Annotated in this window: 21 protein-coding genes and 1 riboswitch; of the genes, 8 read left to right on the top strand and 13 right to left on the bottom strand. The window is 46.9% G+C overall.

What is annotated here, in order from left to right; genetic code table 11:
• Positions 1-16: 16 nt before the first annotated feature.
• On the top strand, positions 17-1,099 hold the full coding sequence (locus ACOJUR_RS08805; RefSeq protein WP_420949799.1) for a GerAB/ArcD/ProY family transporter: 1,083 nt from the start codon (positions 17-19) through the stop codon (positions 1,097-1,099).
• 264 nt (positions 1,100-1,363) lie between these two features.
• Here ACOJUR_RS08805 and ACOJUR_RS08800 read toward each other — a convergent pair whose 3' ends face one another.
• Positions 1,364-2,851, bottom strand: a complete 1,488-nt coding sequence (locus ACOJUR_RS08800; protein WP_420949798.1) for a class I SAM-dependent methyltransferase — start codon at positions 2,849-2,851, stop codon at positions 1,364-1,366.
• Positions 2,852-3,059: 208 nt separating this feature from the next.
• On the opposite strand from ACOJUR_RS08800, the gene ACOJUR_RS08795 reads away from it, so the two are divergent.
• The gene (locus tag ACOJUR_RS08795; RefSeq protein WP_420949797.1) at positions 3,060-3,323 is read left to right on the top strand and encodes an AbrB/MazE/SpoVT family DNA-binding domain-containing protein; all 264 of its coding nucleotides are present in this window, start codon (positions 3,060-3,062) and stop codon (positions 3,321-3,323) included.
• Between the two features lie 270 nt (positions 3,324-3,593).
• Here the strand turns inward: ACOJUR_RS08795 and ACOJUR_RS08790 are convergent, their stop codons facing one another.
• Complete coding sequence (locus ACOJUR_RS08790; protein WP_420949796.1) at positions 3,594-4,373, bottom strand: EAL domain-containing protein; 780 nt, start codon at positions 4,371-4,373, stop codon at positions 3,594-3,596.
• Positions 4,374-4,545: 172 nt separating this feature from the next.
• A riboswitch (cyclic di-GMP riboswitch) is annotated at positions 4,546-4,630 on the bottom strand.
• A gap of 137 nt (positions 4,631-4,767) precedes the next feature.
• Positions 4,768-5,217: a 3'-5' exonuclease gene (locus tag ACOJUR_RS08785; RefSeq protein ID WP_420949795.1), complete on the bottom strand. Its 450-nt coding sequence runs from the start codon at positions 5,215-5,217 to the stop codon at positions 4,768-4,770.
• A 181-nt stretch (positions 5,218-5,398) separates the two neighbouring features.
• Here ACOJUR_RS08785 and ACOJUR_RS08780 point away from each other — a divergent pair, with 181 nt between their 5' ends.
• A complete protein-coding gene (locus ACOJUR_RS08780; RefSeq protein WP_420949794.1) occupies positions 5,399-6,157 on the top strand; it encodes a hypothetical protein in 759 nt (252 codons plus the stop codon).
• Between the two features lie 81 nt (positions 6,158-6,238).
• Here the strand turns inward: ACOJUR_RS08780 and ACOJUR_RS08775 are convergent, their stop codons facing one another.
• The 5 genes from ACOJUR_RS08775 to ACOJUR_RS08755 form a co-directional block, all read right to left on the bottom strand.
• Complete coding sequence (locus ACOJUR_RS08775) at positions 6,239-6,400, bottom strand: hypothetical protein (RefSeq protein WP_420949793.1); 162 nt, start codon at positions 6,398-6,400, stop codon at positions 6,239-6,241.
• 235 nt (positions 6,401-6,635) lie between these two features.
• A complete protein-coding gene (locus ACOJUR_RS08770; protein WP_420948996.1) occupies positions 6,636-8,114 on the bottom strand; it encodes a transposase in 1,479 nt (492 codons plus the stop codon).
• A 286-nt stretch (positions 8,115-8,400) separates the two neighbouring features.
• Entirely contained in the window at positions 8,401-8,976 is a 576-nt protein-coding gene (locus tag ACOJUR_RS08765) for a hypothetical protein (RefSeq protein WP_420949792.1), read from the bottom strand.
• 78 nt (positions 8,977-9,054) lie between these two features.
• On the bottom strand, positions 9,055-9,297 hold the full coding sequence (locus ACOJUR_RS08760; protein ID WP_420949791.1) for a hypothetical protein: 243 nt from the start codon (positions 9,295-9,297) through the stop codon (positions 9,055-9,057).
• The gene (locus tag ACOJUR_RS08755; RefSeq protein WP_420949790.1) at positions 9,294-9,530 is read right to left on the bottom strand and encodes a sigma-70 family RNA polymerase sigma factor; all 237 of its coding nucleotides are present in this window, start codon (positions 9,528-9,530) and stop codon (positions 9,294-9,296) included. Before ACOJUR_RS08755 ends, ACOJUR_RS08760 begins: the two co-directional genes overlap by 4 nt.
• Between ACOJUR_RS08755 and ACOJUR_RS08750 the strand changes: the two genes are divergently transcribed.
• Positions 9,529-10,694 (top strand): IS3 family transposase gene (locus tag ACOJUR_RS08750; protein ID WP_420949712.1). Its coding sequence is split into 2 segments (ribosomal slippage): positions 9,529-9,787 and positions 9,787-10,694, totalling 1,167 coding nucleotides; the frame shifts between segments, so codons are not numbered across the junction. The two genes, ACOJUR_RS08755 and ACOJUR_RS08750, sit on opposite strands and share 2 nt — an antisense overlap.
• Before the next feature lie 35 nt (positions 10,695-10,729).
• Here ACOJUR_RS08750 and ACOJUR_RS08745 read toward each other — a convergent pair.
• From ACOJUR_RS08745 to ACOJUR_RS08725, 5 genes are all read right to left on the bottom strand, one after another.
• A complete protein-coding gene (locus ACOJUR_RS08745; RefSeq protein ID WP_420949789.1) occupies positions 10,730-10,990 on the bottom strand; it encodes a hypothetical protein in 261 nt (86 codons plus the stop codon).
• Positions 10,987-11,214 carry a hypothetical protein gene (locus tag ACOJUR_RS08740; RefSeq protein WP_420949788.1) on the bottom strand — a complete coding sequence of 76 codons (228 nt, stop codon included), beginning with the start codon at positions 11,212-11,214 and terminating at the stop codon, positions 10,987-10,989. Before ACOJUR_RS08740 ends, ACOJUR_RS08745 begins: the two co-directional genes overlap by 4 nt.
• Positions 11,215-11,220: 6 nt before the next feature.
• The gene (locus ACOJUR_RS08735) at positions 11,221-11,520 is read right to left on the bottom strand and encodes a hypothetical protein (RefSeq protein ID WP_203115742.1); all 300 of its coding nucleotides are present in this window, start codon (positions 11,518-11,520) and stop codon (positions 11,221-11,223) included.
• 80 nt (positions 11,521-11,600) lie between these two features.
• Positions 11,601-11,969: a sigma-70 family RNA polymerase sigma factor gene (locus ACOJUR_RS08730; RefSeq protein WP_420949787.1), complete on the bottom strand. Its 369-nt coding sequence runs from the start codon at positions 11,967-11,969 to the stop codon at positions 11,601-11,603.
• The gene (locus tag ACOJUR_RS08725) at positions 11,948-12,112 is read right to left on the bottom strand and encodes a hypothetical protein (RefSeq protein ID WP_420949786.1); all 165 of its coding nucleotides are present in this window, start codon (positions 12,110-12,112) and stop codon (positions 11,948-11,950) included. The genes ACOJUR_RS08730 and ACOJUR_RS08725 overlap by 22 nt, the downstream gene beginning before the upstream one ends.
• Before the next feature lie 228 nt (positions 12,113-12,340).
• Between ACOJUR_RS08725 and ACOJUR_RS08720 the strand changes: the two genes are divergently transcribed.
• The 4 genes from ACOJUR_RS08720 to ACOJUR_RS08705 all read left to right on the top strand — a co-directional run bounded on the left by ACOJUR_RS08720 (position 12,341) and on the right by ACOJUR_RS08705 (position 17,349).
• Entirely contained in the window at positions 12,341-12,565 is a 225-nt protein-coding gene (locus tag ACOJUR_RS08720; protein ID WP_420949785.1) for a transcriptional regulator, read from the top strand.
• 373 nt (positions 12,566-12,938) lie between these two features.
• The gene (gene tnpA, locus ACOJUR_RS08715) at positions 12,939-13,331 is read left to right on the top strand and encodes an IS200/IS605 family transposase (RefSeq protein WP_420950527.1); all 393 of its coding nucleotides are present in this window, start codon (positions 12,939-12,941) and stop codon (positions 13,329-13,331) included.
• A complete protein-coding gene (locus ACOJUR_RS08710; protein ID WP_420949784.1) occupies positions 13,288-14,856 on the top strand; it encodes an RNA-guided endonuclease TnpB family protein in 1,569 nt (522 codons plus the stop codon). Before tnpA ends, ACOJUR_RS08710 begins: the two co-directional genes overlap by 44 nt.
• A 99-nt stretch (positions 14,857-14,955) precedes the next feature.
• On the top strand, positions 14,956-17,349 hold the full coding sequence (locus ACOJUR_RS08705; protein WP_420949783.1) for an ATP-binding protein: 2,394 nt from the start codon (positions 14,956-14,958) through the stop codon (positions 17,347-17,349).
• The last annotated feature ends 24 nt before the right edge of the window (positions 17,350-17,373 follow it).

The raw sequence follows: 17,373 nt of genomic DNA, 5'->3' as shown, positions 1-17,373 counted from the left end.
AAGGAAGTATACCCTGTTGGCCATTCGACCGTTTGAGGCTACGTTATTATCTCTCATTACTCTTCCCGTCATGGGACATTTATTTATGGTGGCCCCCTTACTCCAGGCGGGCGGTCGTGACATTTGGATCAGTATCCTTTTGGGAAGTCTTCTTTTTTTAGGTTTAGCTCGATGGAGCGTACATATCGTCGTTTTGCGTCAAGGAAAATCTTTATGGGAATCCACAAACCATTTTCCCAAACCTTTACTCACCATTTTTAAAAGTTACTTTTTACTGTACAATGTCGCACTCGCTATCCTCTCATCTACCCTGTTTATTTCTTTTGTGAAAATTAATTTTTTATCGAATACGCCTACACTAATCTTGATCATCTTTTTAATGTTGATCGTTGCCTATAGTTTATCGAGGGGTCAACAAGCTATCTATTGGACAGGCACATTTTTAGCAGGATTGGCCATGCTGACGGGAATCTCTGTTTCTCTGATTGATCATCATTCGAAAGATTGGATGGAGTGGCTCCCTCTTCTCGAGCACGGATGGCATCCCGTTTGGATAGGCTTAGGGGTCTCTTGTTGTATGTGGACCGAATGTCTATCACTCCTTTTTCAATTACCCTATCAACATCCTTCAGAAAAATTATTGTATCGTTGGTGGGCTATCGGTATCATCCTGAATGCCATTATGATGATTATTCCTGCTATGGGAGTTATCTCAATCTATGGTTTAGAATGGGCTCAAACTTTTTTGTTTCCGACAGAAGAAACCCTCCGATCTATGGATCTCATTCTCATTGATCGATTTGACACGTATGGACTCGGACTTGCCGCCATGGGTACATTGATGCGGATAGCCATCTCTTTGGGATTTGCAATGGAAACTTTTTGGAATCCGGAAAAACACCAAACCTATATGCTCATCTTTTTCCTTCCTCTGCTTACGGTCACTACTTTTATTCTCAGTCGTTCTTTTACGGGCATCGAAGCCTGCCTGATAGGATATATCGGTAGTTCCGTCTTTCTCGTAATTCTGGTAGCTTTCTTCCTTTGTTTTCAACGGTATTCCCCACAGAATCAGGAAAAACACCAAAAAAGGCGATAGTTCTTCCTCCAATCAAGGGAATCCGCATTTCCCTTCAAATCTTCGACTTTTCAAGTACTATAGAACTTCTAGTCCCCTAAGGGCTCAGTTGTGGGAAATTTCTCCTCTTTGGCTTCATCCAACCTATGATCCCAGCAAATCCCCATGGCATAGTCTACCTGTTCAACGCGAATAAATCCGGTATGAAAAATACGTATATTTTTTTCGATTGAACAAAGATCCTGGCAGTAAATGCAGTAAAACGATTTCATCAGACACCATCCTTCAACAAGTGGATTTGATGACACGTGCTTGCAAAAACTGGCCCGGGTGATGTTGAATCATACCTTCCTCTCCGTATTTTTCTTGGATACGATATCCTCGCTCGGTAAGCTGTTGAATGAGATCTTGTTGAGCTTTCCAAGGCAAATTTCTCATGAACGGCTCAAAAAAGTTGCCAGCTTGAAACCAAAACCGAATGATTTGGTCAATCTCATAGGTCTTCCCCAGGATTTCAACAGGTTCCAAAGTGACCTCTTCGTAAGTACATTCCAATGTAGAGAGAATATTCCGAATAGTATCCTCCTTCGGCATACGATCCACTGAATCCTTCGACATTGATCGTGATTGTTGAAAGATGGGAGCTAACCACTCTTCTAAAAAGGGTTCGGTTTGTGGAAATTGGAGACCATATATGGTGGTCAACCACGCTCCTGGTTTACATACACGATGAATTTCTCGTAAAGCTTGAGGGATATCTGTAAAATGCAAAAAGAGAAAACCTACCGCTGCGTCAAAAGTATTACTTTCAAAGGGTAATTCCTCGGCTGTCGCCTGCAAGAATTTTACAGAAGCGCCCGAATAGGGCTTCTTCATCGCTCGATTCAGCATACCCAGCGAGGGGTCAATCGCCGTGATTTGCCCAAACAAACCTACTTTTTTGTAAAGTCCGGCATCCAAAGTGAGCATGCCTGTTCCACAGCCAAGCTCCAATACGTGCATATTCGGTTGCAAGCGAGCATTTTCCAAAAGTGCGGCACGTAATTCCTTCGCATTGGAAAGACGATTCATGATCTCATCATAATCTTCCATTTGACCAAAACCGGCAAACCGATTGAGTGCAGCACGCTTTTCAAGGAAACCGGTTTCCTGTAGAAAAGCTTGAAATTCCTTGAGATGGTCTTCTCCTTTTTTTGTTAAACGAATGGATAAACGATCCGATGAAGATACCCATTCTGCAACACCATAATCCAAGATGAGTTTACATTCTTCTTCCAACGGATAAGAAGCCCAGGGACGATGATATTGACCACTCACAAAATCTGTAACTAACATAGGCTGATAATATTGAATTGCCTGATAGTCATCATATGCATTAACAAGAAATGCAAGAGCAAACACCGTTTCAGGAGAATATCGCTTCATACTCGTTTCCAGTAATTTCGAAGCTACCAGTATCATGCTACCTTCGAGCCCGGACTGACCCAGACGTAAATGCGCATAAAAGGCAGCTGTGCTGGTGATCGCGTCAATCATCGCATTTGTGGCAACGACTTTCTGATAGTAGGGTTGAATGGCTGGACGGGCAAACCAGTGCTCAGGCCAATATTGTCGGACTAACCGCCGAGCCTCTTGATGAATTAACTGTTGATGATGCGAAGTCATTGTTGCAACGGAAACATGTGTGAGTGTTGGGCCGACCAAGACATGCTCCTGTAACAATTTTTTCATGATGGGAGCCAGTCTGGGCAATTCTTCAACAATTTCTTTCATACGAACCTTCCTTTTCTAGTGCGAATGCTGTCTCATTTTATCAATTTTATCATGTTCGAAAGAAAAAGGATTCCTATCCAAAGAAATGCGTATGTTGGAATAAAATCAATATTCGGAGCACAGAATAAATATAGAAACACATCCTTTCGATACCGTAGGGCTCACGCTTCACCGTGCGTGGGCCACTCCCATGAGAGGGGGAACCTGTGTGCAGGAAGACATACTGGATACAGGAATGACCAAGAGGGTCGATGAATTAGGAAGAATCGTCATTCCCCAAGAGTTACGAATGAGTTTAGGCATAGAGTGCGGAGATGAACTTGAATTTTTGTTAGATGAGGAGAATTTGATTCTTCAGAAATATGTACCGGGATGTGTTTTTTGTAAGAATACAGAAGATCTTCTATGGTTTCACGAGCAGCAAGTCTGTCGTCATTGTACGCAGCAATTACAGCAATATATGAAATACTAACTTGAATGAGCCACAGTCAAGAAAGCCCAGACTGTGGCGAATGACTTGTGTAGCCTCAGGCAACAGGTACAGTCTTACAGGTCGTCACGGCTGTAGGTACCAGCAAAAAGAACAATACAAAGATAATCAAAAATACAATAGCCCAGCGTGTCAGTCCATCGAGCATTTTTCAACCCTCCTTTAGCATTAAAACATGCTAAACGAGTCTTCATGGAACCGGACAAACACACGAATTTGAAAACGAATCCATCTAATTTACCTGGATTCGGTTCAGTTGACCTGCCCTCCAATCGAATAGGAAGTATTCAGAAAGGTTGAGGGAGTCATCATCGCCCAATCTTCCACAGCCATAGGTCGTGCCCAGTAGTATCCTTGACTTAAATCGATGCCCAGTTGTTGAGTGATTTGTACCTCCTCTATCTTTTCTACGCCCTCGGCAATCACTTTTTCTCCGGAATCCATGTAACACAATAGATGAGATAGTAACCGCTGTTTTCTATCTGAAAGATGAATGTTTTGAATGAGTGAACGATCTATTTTGATGAAATCGGGTTCCAATATCACCAAGGTAGACAAATTGGCATGTCCGACACCCATATCATCTAAAGCAATTCGAACGCCTAGAGAACGTAAGGGTCGTAACATCTCAAATAGGGTTTTCGGATCATAAGCTATGTATTCAATCATTTCAAAGATAAGTTGGCTGGGCGGGCAATGACTCTCTTGCAACAGATGTTCTAATTCCTCCAAATAGGCACGCTCCGTCAGACTATGGGGACTAACATTGACAAAAATCGGTTTAGATTGCCATTTTGCTGGCAACTCCAAACGTTTCTTCAAGCTCATTGATAAGGCTAGCCGGTCGATTTCAGTAGATAGTTGATATTCATAGGCAGCCTGAAACCATACATCCGGCGGTATCCCCTTCCCCTCGCATTGAGGGCGACTTAACGATTCATACGCAAAAAAGTGCTCTTTGCGATGATGAACGATAGGTTGAAACACCACATCTAGTTGTCCTCTTTGAATACTGGATAAGATACTTTGCAAAACGGAAGTGGGTATATTTGGTCGATTAGACAGTTTATACCCCCCCCCCCCCCCGAGGGATATTTTACCATTTTTGATGTGTGAATCTTGTACCATGTGTATCTTACCCACCCCTCTATCGTTTGAGGGCCACCCGTTTCCTACGGATGGCCCCCTCGTTCTTCTCGCCCTATGCGGCAACCCGGCGATCCTAGGCACATACCCTTAGACCCGTAGCTTTGCGTCCCAATGTTTCCATTGGTATGCTTTGATACGCATTTCTGAAATTTCTTCCTACCTTATCTTCCTACAAATTCCGACAATTTTCAACCTTTTGTCACAAAAGGAAGGTCATATACCTCAAATTCATTTCGAGTGCGAACGTACGATCGAGCGAGTACACAAGAACATCTTCTTACCAATCCGCTGCGCTATGTGCCATATCCGCGTCGAGTTCAAGACCAAGCCAATAACGCAGGTATGGATTGGTGTGTTTCTGTGCTTCTGGCCACAAATGACGAGCTAAACGGTAGGAACAGATCCACGGACGATGGGTTTCCGGCAAGAAAGACCGATCAAACTTGGCATTATGGACCACCCGTACAGCGTCCTGGATATGCGTCAGAATGGTTGGCCACACTTCTTCCCATGTGGGTTTGTCTTTGACTTGTCGATTGGTGATGTGATGCACTTCCGAAGCTTCCGGCGGTATCGTTTGTTGGGGATTGACAAGCGTCTGATAGAGTGGGCGAATGCCGTTTTTGCTCACCTCGACCAGTGAAATGTCCACAATCCGATGGATGGTTGGGTCTAGACCTGTCGTCTCTGTATCCAGCACCACAAAGCGTGTATCCTGTATACGCATGTAGGTTCACTTCCGTTTTTGGATATTGTAACCAAAATAGGACGTTGGAACAAGCCTGTAACCGACAGAACACGCTCTGCGGTCACGAAGATATACCGTGTGGATGGAAAAATGCTCCTGTCACAAAATGTGTAGCGGGTACGTCTATACAGGTGAACAATCGAAACTAGGGGTGGTTTTTGTGCAAAAACGAATCTGGGGACTGACGGCGTCTATGCTTGCATTGACGTGTTTGACGGTGACCGGGTGTGGAAGTCAAATCCAATCTCATTTCCAATCGACGACTTCAAATTCATCTGGTCAGAATAAGATAGCTACTCAATCTGGAAATACAACTTCATTAAAAACTAAGGCTCATTTAAAGAAATCGACATCTTTGCCTTCTAATGTAATGAATAGTAAATATTCTGATAACAACAATATGAATACTTTATCAGCAACAGAGCTAGCAAACTATGCTAACACTCATGGCCCCATGCCATTTAATAGTAAAAACATTCATCGTTCTGTACCTAATCAGAATCTATCTATATTTGGAAGCTATATTGTGACAAAAAATAATTCGAAATTTAATTCAAACAGTTTTAAAATGGTTGATTTTTGGAATGGAACTTTAAAAGAGCAAGTTTTTGCCTTAGAAATTGCCAAACAAACAGGCGGTTCTAAATATATAGTTGGTCTTGATTACGGGAAAAAAAGTGAAGCGTTTGTTTTTCCAAATCGCATTTGGATTACTAACTTTACAGGAGACTATGTTGTTTTTTATGTTCCTAGCCCAGCACAAGGCAATCCCGTATATGCATTAAATTTATACAATGGAACCTTACTGCCAAACCAAACTGTATCTTCTAATATGGTAAAAGAAATGTCAGGAATCAGAATGGGTGGATATAGTTTGGAGATAGCTGGTTTATCAAAAAGTTATCCTGTTTTTCAATAGCTTTTTTGTACAGCAAGAGGATCATATGATCCTCTTGCTGTACAAAAATTTAAGATGGTAACGAAATAGCTGCATCCAGATCTAATGAACCTCCACTATATTGCCAAATTTGCGCAACCACTCCACCAACTGATGGAGCATTCCAAGTAGGTAAACATCCACTTGCTGACCAATCAGCAACCCATAAGTGACTTGTATAACTATCAAGACCAGTCCAGCTATTGGTGATAGTATTCCAATCATATGGATCTGTGTAAATACCAGCTGGATAACCAGAGTTAATGAGTTCCTCAGAGCCGATGCCAAAATTGCTTTCGTGGTCTAACGGAGCAACGAGAAGTAAACTCTAATCGTCCAAAATTAGAGGAAACTCACTGTGATTCTGCTCCATGACTGTGGATATGTTCGTCATTGGCAAAATGGACGCACGAAAACTGTGGATAAGGTCTGCCAATCAAGGTTTTTGTGATGGCTGTTGTCATTGAGCCCGCTTCAGTCGACTTCGTGTCCACCCGCGGTTTACTGTTCCAGTTTGAGTGTAGGCGCAGTATGCCATCACATGCATACAGAGCATGCACTGGTCAACGTGAGCCTCTACCGCCTTACGTCCACGTTTGTGCACACGCCGTAAACTGTATCCATCTTTCAGCATCCCAATAATTCGCTCAATCCCTGTACGGGCGTCATACAACGTATCGAATGTACGGCTGTGCTGTGGGAACTCAGGGTCAACCTGAGGTGTTGTCTCAAAATCAACCCGAAGCACCCGACCCTGGGTGGCACCGCTACAGCACTGGATGTGTTTGTGGTGCGGGCAGACAAGCCCTTTCTGTTTCGCCTGAGGATTGTGAACTGGACACGTGAATATGTACTGCTCCTTTTTGAGGTCGGATCCTTTTAACTCCATCTTGTGTCCAGCAATGCAATGTGGCACCCCGTAGCGGTCAATCATATCAATTCCACGGACATCGCTCGGTTTGTCCTGGCGACCCCTGGGATTAATGGGAGCAACCAGTTTTGCCCCAAGTACATCCCTTGTTGCCTGCTGGTTCCTTGGACTCTGGTAAATCCCATCGGCAAGTACATATTGCACAGACTGTACCTGTTCCTCAAACTCAGCTTTGAATCGCTCAAGTGTAGGTAGCAAGGTAAAGGCATCGTATTCCTCTCCCTTGCACACTTCTCGGGTGAGTGGAAGTTGTCCCTTGGCGCCACTGAGTAACGAAACTTTGTGGCCAATGTAGGATACGGCGTTACTCTTACGAACAATGCCTACGTTATCGTCCGTGGGGACGGCAGGGCAATCACAGTCTTCTTTGTGGCGACAGGTTTTCATCTGTTTTCCGTAGGTCGCCTCCGCTTCAACATGCGTTGTATCGGCGACCAAGGTATCCTCAACCTCTAACACACCCTGCTTCAGGTTGAACGCAACGACCAGCCGTCGAGCCTTATCCCATAATCCGAAGTTTGTCATGATTTCGTCGAAGCGGGCAAACGAGCGGTAACTGGGGAGTTTGCCTGTAAACCCGCAAGCTTCAGCAAACAACGGGTTGGAGCGAACCTGTAGGTAGACACTCTCAGCCATGCTCTCAACGTATAGCAATCGGGCCAACTCGAACGCCCGCATCATAGGCATAAAGTCGTGAGGCTTGCGGCCTGAACGACTTCGCGTGACTGTCGACGTATTAACCGCCTGTTCCATTGGTGTGGGGAGTTCTAGCCCAAGAGCAGAGTTGGTGACGTTGCTGGTTCCGTCCGACCGATTTATCCGTTCCTCACGCAACGAGTCATATAGATGCCAGTAGTATTCCTGCTCAATATTTCGGAAGATGTCCCAAGGGAAAGTCAGTGCGGGGATAACAAACGGAACATCCATATACTGTTCCCATTGACGGGGAATCAAGGGGAAAGGAACCAAACCAGATTGCGCGTGTTGTGATATACTGGATTTCGCCATGGAGCTTCTCCTTTGTTGTGAATGGGTTTTGGTCGACTTAATTCTACCAAAAGAGGGTTCCGTGGCGTATTTATATCTAGCACCAACTCGACGATTTTCATCCACCATGATTTACCTTGTATAAACATTCAAATACTATCGATAAACATACAATTCACATGACTTGGATAGACCCATGGACTCTCTGAAACGCCTGTAATAAAGTTCTCTGATCATTCCGTTTTTCTTTGGCGAAATAAAGTGAGTCGTATCTTACATTCAAGATACCTGTTGTAACGGCAATTATTTAATTTTGGCACTGGCTCTCAATAAAACCAATGATTACTTGTCTATTTAATTCATAGTACTCATACCCGTTAATTACACCAAAAGAACTAGGATACCATCCGGATGCATTTGCTTGTTCAACATCCCCGAAAATTGTTTTCCGAACGATATTGTTGTACAAATTGCTATCATTCCATGCTGTTATTGCAGTTTGTGCTTGCTTTTGACCCCAATTGTAAGCTTCTGAAGGTGTATCTACGGTATAAGATTCATACCCAGAGATTACTTCACCATTACTACAAGTATAGGAACTTTGAGAGTTGTTGGGGTTTGCCAGCATCGGACCAAGTAAAAACCAATATCCATACGTGTTATCTCTTCCGTTATTCACCATCCAACCTGCATAATTGTTTGTATTGTCAGTATTGTCAGTATCGCCAATATTGGAAAATTGCATGCAATAATAGGAATTAAAAACTTGACTGTCTCCAATAAAAGCGCCCATTCCCATTTCTCCGAGATAAAAATCATCATAACAAGAATCGTCAACAGGATTAGAGTTACTATCTAACCCATGATAAGCGGTAGTTGCCATTATCAATCGCTCCTTTAAACTTTGATTAATTTGAATTCCACCCGGCCGGAGTGGTGAGGGGGCTTTCGTTTTGCCCCTCTACTCTTTACAGCGTTTGAACTTACGCTTTTGAAAACCATCTGCATGGATTTTTTTCGTCCATTCCAACACCAATTGCATACAAGCTCTCTGTTTCCCGTCTCCACGGCTTTTCTCCGGTAACATCCTGGAAATTTGCGTGATTTCGTCTTCAAAACACTCATACAGTTGAACCGTTGCTTCTTCTCTTCCCGTATCAGTTTCATTCAGCAGTGAATGTACTTTCTCTATCGAGCATTTCATGACAATAACCTCTCTCGGATATGTTGGATCGCCTGGCGATGAATTTTGCTCACCATCATCTGACTCATTCCCAATTGCTCAGCCACTTCCCGTTGGGTACGTCCTTCGTCATACAGAGCTTGTAGAACCTGTTGCTCTCTTGGAGGCAGATGCGTCAGTATTGGTGTTAGGATGAAATAGTGGACACAACGAATCGAGAATGTAAGAATAAGGCGATTCGAGGTGAGCCACATGACACAGAAATACGACAAGGAATTCAAACTTCACGCAGTTCAATTGGCTTTGGAGAGCGGGAAACCAGCGAGCCAGGTGGCTCGGGAGCTCGGTATTTCGCAAAAGACGTTGTATGGCTGGATGGCAAAATACAAGGAGGATCCTTCTACCCCGTTCGTCGGGAGCGGGAACCTCAAGCCGGAAGCGAAGGCCCTACGGGATCTTGAGCGGGAAATCCGTGAACTGCGAGAGGAGAATGCGATCTTAAAAAAAGCTGTGCGCATCTTCACAAACGACCGGAAATAAGGTACCAATTCATCCACAGACACCGCTCCAAATTTTCGGTTGAGAAGATGTGCAAAATATTGGGGGTATCTCGGAGCGGGTACTATGCTTGGCTCAGGCGTCCTGAGAGTGAGCGTTCCAAGCGCCGGAAGCGAATCACGAAACGAGTCCATCAGATATTCGTGAAATCCCGTCGTCTATATGGCAGTCCTAAGATCACGCAGATCCTGCGCCATGAGGGCGAACGGGTGGCTCAAAAGACAGTGGCCAACATCATGCGGGAGAATGGGCTTAGGAGCCGCACAGTCCGCAAGTACAAGGCGACGACGTATTCGAACCACGACTACCCGGTACAGGATAATGTGCTAAACCAAACGTTCGTAGCAGAGCGTCCTAACCAAGTATACATGGCAGACATCACTTACATCCCAACGGATGAGGGATGGCTCTACCTGGCCAGCTTGGAGGATTTATATAGCCGCAAGATTGTGGGCTGGCGTGCGGATGCACGGATGACAAAAGAGCTGTGCATCGGAGCGCTGGAGCAGGCCTGCAAACGCCAGAGGCCAACAGAACCAGTGCTGCATCATTCGGACCGTGGGAGCCAGTACGCCTCTCATGACTACCAGGAAAAGCTGCAAGAGTACGGGATGGTTGGTAGCATGAGCCGCAAGGGTAATTGCTTTGACAATGCGTGTATTGAGTCGTTTCACAGCATCATCAAGCGAGAGCTCGTGTATCTGGAAAAGTTCAAAACAAGGGAACAAGCCATACGACGGATCTTCGAATACATTGAGGTCTGGTACAACCGGGAGCGGGTACACTCATCTATCGGGTTTCTAGCACCGGCTGAGTACGAAAGAAGATATTTCCAAGTGTCGAGAGTCAAGGCAAGCTAAGCGAGACAAAAGTAATCGTGTCAGAATATTAAAACTTACAATTTCTCTGTTTTGAGGTGTCCACTATATTGACTTAATACCAGTATTTCACGAAGGGCTATCTTTTCTTCCCAAGCCATTGATGATGGATCGGGTATTTGCTCTATCCGTTCTTCACCATTCTCCATATCCACTGGTGCATTGAGTATCAGAACTTCCCGATTCCACCGTTTCCACTTCCGATATTCATCTAGCATGGCATGGCGTATGATCTTGCGAATCCAAGCTACTTCTTGTTCAGGGGTATAGGTGGTCATGCTCGGTCACGTCCTTGCACATGTCCCCGTCCACGTTCCCAGTAGAGGGCATAGCCAAGCAGTTCGTCCTGGATAACCTTGGCCTGTTCCGCCAACAACAAACTCACCTGTTCCAACCGCTTCTGGTCTTCCTCGTTCTCCAACATTTCCGCGCACCTGGTATAGGCTATCAACGCTTTGTGCGTTTGGGTCAACGCTTCAATAAGGCGTTCTTTGCATATCATGTGGTATCATCCTCTCAAGTCCATGTTTGTTTTTTCGGTCACACTTTTCGTGACCAGGTGCCACCCTCCAACGGCGGTTGCCGCTAACAACACGCCGTTGAGGATGAGCACTGTCCAACCTCCCACATGGGTAGGTAGTGGTCTTGTCGTGAAAATCACCAACATTTCTCCCACCATCACAGCCAGAAAACGCGTAGGTAAACGCTGAAATACTGGCCACGTTTTCACCATCTGTACCACCAGCATGACGGCCAAACTTCCACCATCCACGGTGTGCAGGGAAGAGATTGTAAACAACGGTTCCATTTTTTTTGCACCTCCCTTGCAGTTCTAAAATCCCCCCTACTTTTAAAACCGTTTTGACTGGCCATTTTGATTCACTTTTTTCAAAAAAATTTTTGCAGTTGCTGAATAGCCTTTGTTTTCAGCCGATGAACCGTACTCTGAGATACCTTCAGTTCCTCCGCTAACTCTCGTTCCGTCTTGTCTTCCAAAACGAGACCCACCATGACTCTTTTCTGTTTTTCGGGCAACGTCTCCAAAACCAACCTCATTTCCACTTCTTGAAAATCTCTTTCCGCATCCGTGGAAGGCAAAGTCTCTATGGGCTCCTCACCTTGCTCATTCGCTTGATTTAAGGTCAATTGTTCATGATTTCGATACCGACTCTCCCTGCGCCAATAGTCCACCGACTTTGCTTTGGCCACAGCGATCACAAAACGTTTGATATCCTCTAACGTTTCAAGGGTGGGCATACAGAGGCTTCTTTCTCTTCCATCTCTCGAAGCGCTTTCCAAACGTCCAATCGCAAACTCTGAAGACCATCTTCGTCGTGCAGTATCGGTGATGATGGCATCAGAATCTGATCCACGATGGGCCAGTACACTTGGGGATTCATAAGGAACCTTCTTTCTCTATCAGCAAGGCGGGTATGAAAATGACGACGAAGCACGAAGAAATGTGACAAACATAACGAACATATGTTCGTATCTATCCTACAACATTTTCCACGTACCGTCATCCCCTCTGCCAGTATTCCAGAATATGCAAGACGGTTTGTCCAAGATGAGCACGTTTACACAATTTGCAGAAGGGAAAGGATGATGGAAGAGGTGATAGAAACACTATGCGCAAATTTCATCCGCCAAGAAGTCGGTTTGGTCTATGGTTGGAGAGAAACGGTATATCCTTGATGGAGTTGTCTAGAAAGAGTGGTATTCATCATACGACGTTGAGCAAGCTGGCAGGTCATCCTAGTCAAAGACCTTCTCGTTTAACCGAGCGGAAATTACGGCCGGTGTTGAAGGAGTACGGAGTGGATACAACAGATTTTTGGGATCTTGGCCTGTAGTGAGGAAAGAGCGTTTCTCAGACACCAATGTCGCTCATGCGAAAAACAGGTTTCCACGTAAGTCACAGGAGGCTCAAGATTCATGAAGTTGACGTGGAGGAGGAGTCCGTTCTTCGCCATAGGTGTCTGAATCACGCTCTTTTCTCATGAATATGACACTTCTGGCAAAATCAGCACGGTTTTAGCGGATGCTGGCTCGAAATCGGCAATGCAGGAAGCCACTGCAACCCCTGCTTCCTGAAAGCATCAAATTCCTTTACCGAATGCGCCGTAAAGCCCCGCGCTTTAGCGCTGGGGATATAAGGCGCTTGCCGCAAGGCGAATCTTTTGTTTTTCAATTTCATTAGATAGGCCGTTGTTATATACTATTCTCATGGAATACAAATCCAATCACAACGTCGTCTACTCTTGTAAATACCATGTCGTATGGTGTCCAAAGTATCGTCGCCGCGTACTCACTAGCGAAGTGGAGGAGCGGCTCAAAGCGATCCTGCGTGAAGTGGCAGAAGAGCGTCAAGCGGACATCATCGAACTTGAGGTCAAGCCGGATCACGTCCACCTTTTAGTCGAGGTCGATCCTCAGTTTGGCATCCATCGATTGGTTCGGTTGATGAAAGGGCGCAGTTCCCATCACTTGCGTGAAGAGTTTCCTTGGATCAAAAAACGCTTGCCAACGCTTTGGACAAATTCCTATTTCGTCTCCACGGTGGGAGGTGCCCCGCTTGCCGTCATCAAGCAGTACATCGAAAACCAAAAAAACGTCTAGCAAGAAAGATCACACTCCCTCTTTTGTGTGTGAAGTTCCTCTGCGAGTCACGCGCCGCCAAGAACGAACATTAGAAGCACGGTTTGAAGCAGGACACCAACTGTATAATGCGTTGTTGGGTGAAGCCAGAAAACGGCTCTCCCTTGTCAGACAATCCATATGGTATACAAAAGCCAAGAAAAGTACGGACAAAAAAGCGCGGCAGGCTCACTTTGCGGCAGTCCGGCAAGCACACGGATTTTCCGCCTATGCCCTTGAAGCGTTTGCGGATGAAATGCGTCGTACCACGTGGCTTGGCGACCATCTGGACTCCCATGTGGCGCAGAAACTGGCGAAACGGGCATTTGAAGCGGTGCAAAAGGTTGCATTTGGCAAGGCGAAAATGGTACGGTTCAAAGGCAAACGCGGTCTTCACAGTCTCGAAGGGAAAAGTAACGCCGCTTGCATCCGTTGGCGGAACGACCGCGTATTGTGGAATGGCTTGGAACTACCTATGGCGAAAGGGGCAGAGAGTGACCCTATGATTCAACACGGGCTTTCCTCCCGTGTCAAATATGTGCGCTTGGTTCGACGGGATGTGCGTGGAAAAACTCGCTACTACGCGCAACTTGTCTGCGAAGGTGTTCCGTATGTCAAAGTGAACGAAAAGGGCGAGCGTATTCATCCCATCGGCAAGGAAACGGTGGGGCTGGATGTCGGGCCTTCCACCATCGCTATGGTTGGAGATACCCAAGCAACACTAACCATGTTTGCAGAAGAAATCATCAGAGACCACAAGAAGATTCGTCGGTTGCAGCGCAAGCAAGACCGCCAGCGCCGTGCCAACAACCCTGATTGCTACGATGAAAAAGGACGTGCCATAAAAGGGAAACACCCAACGAAGAAAAGTCGCCATCAATTAGAAACCGAAGCGGTACTCAGGGAACTGCATCGTCGGGAAACAGCCCATCGGAAAACACTGCATGGACAACTGGTGAATCAGGTCATTGCAATCGGCCCCCATATAAAGACCGAAAAACTCAGCTATAAAGCGTTTCAGAAGATGTACGGGCGTTCGATCAGCGTTCGTGCACCAAGACTGTTTCTCTTCATCCTCACCCGCAAGGCTGAAAGTGCTGGCGGGAGCGTGAAGGAATTCAGTACGTACCATACCACATTATCACAAGTGTGCATTTGTGGTCAGAAGCACAAGAAACGGTTATCCGAGCGTGTCCATGCTTGTGATTGTGGCGTGGTGATGCAGCGAGACCTGTTCAGCGCGTATCTTGCAAAACATGTGGAAAACGAACGCCTGCAAGCGGCTGGTGCCTACGAGCATTGGCAGGGTGCGGAACCGCTCCTGCGGACGGCTTGGCAACAGGCGTACAACCAACCTGCGAGTGGAAGGCCAGCGTCTTCCTCCTTCGGAACCTATCGGAGTCAGAGCGGGTCGTCCGAAAAAGAAAGTCTGCCCCAACATGAGGCGCAGGAGGTTGTAGCGATGGTGCAAACCACCGTGAGAGCCTGCGAGAGTGCAAAGGTATAGACTTTTAGAACCCCCTGGCTTTAGCTATGGGGGAGGTTCAGTGTTCATGAATGAAGCCCCATACCCCTTTCTTCACAAACACTGGAAAGGGGCTTGCTCATGTCGTCGATTCCCGTTGATGTCTCCGTTCTCCTGGTACTGGGCGGTCTTGGTGTTTGGGGTGCACGTGCGGAACGATTTCGCTCCTCTGCATCGGTTGCAACAACCGATCCCGTGAAACTTATCGTCCCTCGGGAGTCCTATGTGCAGGATGCGTCGCAAATCACGAAGTGGCTTCAGGGATTATCCATGTTTGGTCGCACTTGGAACGATCAACAAGTCAAGGGAAACACCACCTTCACCTGGACAGTTTTTCGCCAACAGGACGGCACCGCGTTTACCGCCCTATCCGCACCTTTGGATCGCCTGCGCGGCGTAGAAGCCACACTCCCCTCTCAACTGGAGTGGTTGGACGATGAGAAAGAATGGCTGAAAGAGTTTGAATCCCACGAAGCCCTCTCCATCACGCTGGAGTCGCCTGACTTGCCTATTTTGGACTATGCGCACATCACAGAGGACTGGATGGCGAATCTGCCCAAAGGCACAGGCATTCGTGTCCAATTTTCACCGGTCTTTGAAAAAGATGCTGAGCGCATCGCTCGAAAACACCTGGAAAAGCGAACACCTGCCTCCTCCTCACCATCACCTGTCATTTCGTTTTGGAACGAACTCAAGGAAGAAGCGCTCTCTGACTGGCAACGATCCGCAGGACGCAGTGGTCAACGCAGCGCAACCGCATCTGGGCGTCCTACCGTTCCCAAACCTGTCCTTTTGCCTCATGAAAAAAAGGTCGTTGCAGGCTTGGAAGAACGTCTGGCCAGGTCTCGCGACTGGTTTCAGGTACGCCTGTTTTTCCTTGTGTCCGCAGCTGATAAGCCTGTCATGATCCCGACGCTTCTCGCCAAAATTCGTACGATTGCTGGCCACAACGCCTTTGTGCAAGGGAAAAAGCCGTTTTATCTCACCGCGCACGAGTTGGCTCAATTTGTTCATGTACCGCAAAGCGATCAAGTCCTCTCCATCCGTAGCGCAGCACGAACCCTGTCTCCCAACGAGTTGAACGAGGGGCTTCGCATAGGATATCTCCAGCACCCCACGCAATCGGGGCGGTTGGTGCATCTCACCTACAAGGCGCTCTCCGAACATTTTGTTCTTACAGGTGCGACAGGCAGTGGCAAATCTTCCACACTGGTCTTCATGATGCAAAGTCTGCTCGAAGACTTCGTTAAAGAAAAACCCGGCGCACCCGGACTGACCTTTATCGATCCGGCGGAAGAAACGGTACTCATCCTCCTCTCGCGCCTGCAGCAACTGTTGCCGTCTGACAGCCCTCTCTGGGAAAAAGTACACTACATCAGCTTCGGCAATCAGGATGCACCCGTGCCCATGAACTTTTTACAAGTCCTCAGCACCGACGCCATGTTGGAACTCATGCAAAAACAGTATGGCGGGGGAGCCAGCCTGGATGAAATCCTCGACAAGTCCATCGCGGCTCTGCAAAGCGTACCCGAAGACCGACACGTTTTGGCCGGGATGATCCCTCTCCTCAAAAACGAGGGCTGGAGAAGACAGGTTGCCCGCAAAATCGACGATCCCATCCTGCGTCAATATTGGGAACAAACGTTCGAACAAACGGTTAAACCCGCTCACATCGCACCAGTAGAGCGACGGCTCCGACCGTTTGTTTCCGGGTATCCGGCACTCTACTTTGCTCAACCGGATTTCGCCTTACCGATACAAAAGTGGATGGACGAGGGGCACATCGTTCTCATTGACGTCAAACCCCTCGGTCACACGCTGATGGATTTAATCATGGGCACGCTCATCGAACGCTACTATCAGGTGGCGCTCCAGCGCACGCCAAACGTCTCCAGACTCCATCTGCTTGCGGTGGACGAATGCCACCGGGTCCAGGTGAGCGCTATGCGCAACATCATCCGGGAGACGCGTAAATTCGGACTGGCGTTAGGTCTCATTACTCAATCCGTCCAACAATTCTCTGGCGAACTGCTCGATGACATCATCGACAACATCGGCACGGTGTTTTCCAATCAACAGGGACCGGACGGCGCCAAAGTGGCCGCCCGTATCTCCCGCAACACGTTTTCGTCCGAGTACCTGACCCAATTGCCCAAACTTGTCACCGCCGTCTACAACCGAAGTCTGAGTCTCTCTATCGAAACAAAAGGAGATTTTCCCAAACTCTCTCGTGCTCCGTGGCCGGATACAGGGTTCATCGAGAACCCCAATTCTACGGAGCAAGAGGCCAGATTGGCCGAACTGAGGGTGTTTGGATGGCAAAAACAACGGGAACTCGCCCCTTGGTCCGTGGAAGAAGTCAAGCAACGTATGAATGCGTATCTGCGAAACGGCACATGGGATGAAAACGGGCCTTCCCTGGCTCAAACCTCCCGCCAAACATCGAGAGAACTCACCGCCGACGATTTGCTCTGACCACGCCTTAGACTCCTTCCAGAT

Source organism: Alicyclobacillus tolerans (assembly GCF_048984885.1).
Classification (GTDB): domain Bacteria; phylum Bacillota; class Bacilli; order Alicyclobacillales; family Alicyclobacillaceae; genus Alicyclobacillus_I; species Alicyclobacillus_I tolerans.
This window is presented reverse-complemented; position numbering and strand designations above follow the sequence as displayed.

Excerpts from the sequence above, each read along its gene's own strand:
- ACOJUR_RS08735 (WP_203115742.1), bottom strand. The coding sequence starts at position 11,520 with ATGGAACCGTTGTTTACAATCTCTTCCCTGCACACCGTGGATGGTGGA.
- ACOJUR_RS08755 (WP_420949790.1), bottom strand. The coding sequence starts at position 9,530 with ATGTGGCTCACCTCGAATCGCCTTATTCTTACATTCTCGATTCGTTGT.
- ACOJUR_RS08800 (WP_420949798.1), bottom strand. The coding sequence starts at position 2,851 with ATGAAAGAAATTGTTGAAGAATTGCCCAGACTGGCTCCCATCATGAAA.
- ACOJUR_RS08770 (WP_420948996.1), bottom strand. The coding sequence starts at position 8,114 with ATGGCGAAATCCAGTATATCACAACACGCGCAATCTGGTTTGGTTCCT.
- ACOJUR_RS08725 (WP_420949786.1), bottom strand. The coding sequence starts at position 12,112 with ATGAATCCCCAAGTGTACTGGCCCATCGTGGATCAGATTCTGATGCCA.
- ACOJUR_RS08740 (WP_420949788.1), bottom strand. The coding sequence starts at position 11,214 with ATGATATGCAAAGAACGCCTTATTGAAGCGTTGACCCAAACGCACAAA.
- ACOJUR_RS08765 (WP_420949792.1), bottom strand. The coding sequence starts at position 8,976 with ATGGCAACTACCGCTTATCATGGGTTAGATAGTAACTCTAATCCTGTT.
- ACOJUR_RS08730 (WP_420949787.1), bottom strand. The coding sequence starts at position 11,969 with ATGCCCACCCTTGAAACGTTAGAGGATATCAAACGTTTTGTGATCGCT.
- ACOJUR_RS08775 (WP_420949793.1), bottom strand. The coding sequence starts at position 6,400 with ATGATTGGAATACTATCACCAATAGCTGGACTGGTCTTGATAGTTATA.
- ACOJUR_RS08785 (WP_420949795.1), bottom strand. The coding sequence starts at position 5,217 with ATGCGTATACAGGATACACGCTTTGTGGTGCTGGATACAGAGACGACA.
- ACOJUR_RS08745 (WP_420949789.1), bottom strand. The coding sequence starts at position 10,990 with ATGACCACCTATACCCCTGAACAAGAAGTAGCTTGGATTCGCAAGATC.
- tnpA (WP_420950527.1), top strand. The coding sequence starts at position 12,939 with ATGGAATACAAATCCAATCACAACGTCGTCTACTCTTGTAAATACCAT.
- ACOJUR_RS08720 (WP_420949785.1), top strand. The coding sequence starts at position 12,341 with ATGCGCAAATTTCATCCGCCAAGAAGTCGGTTTGGTCTATGGTTGGAG.
- ACOJUR_RS08760 (WP_420949791.1), bottom strand. The coding sequence starts at position 9,297 with ATGAAATGCTCGATAGAGAAAGTACATTCACTGCTGAATGAAACTGAT.
- ACOJUR_RS08705 (WP_420949783.1), top strand. The coding sequence starts at position 14,956 with ATGTCGTCGATTCCCGTTGATGTCTCCGTTCTCCTGGTACTGGGCGGT.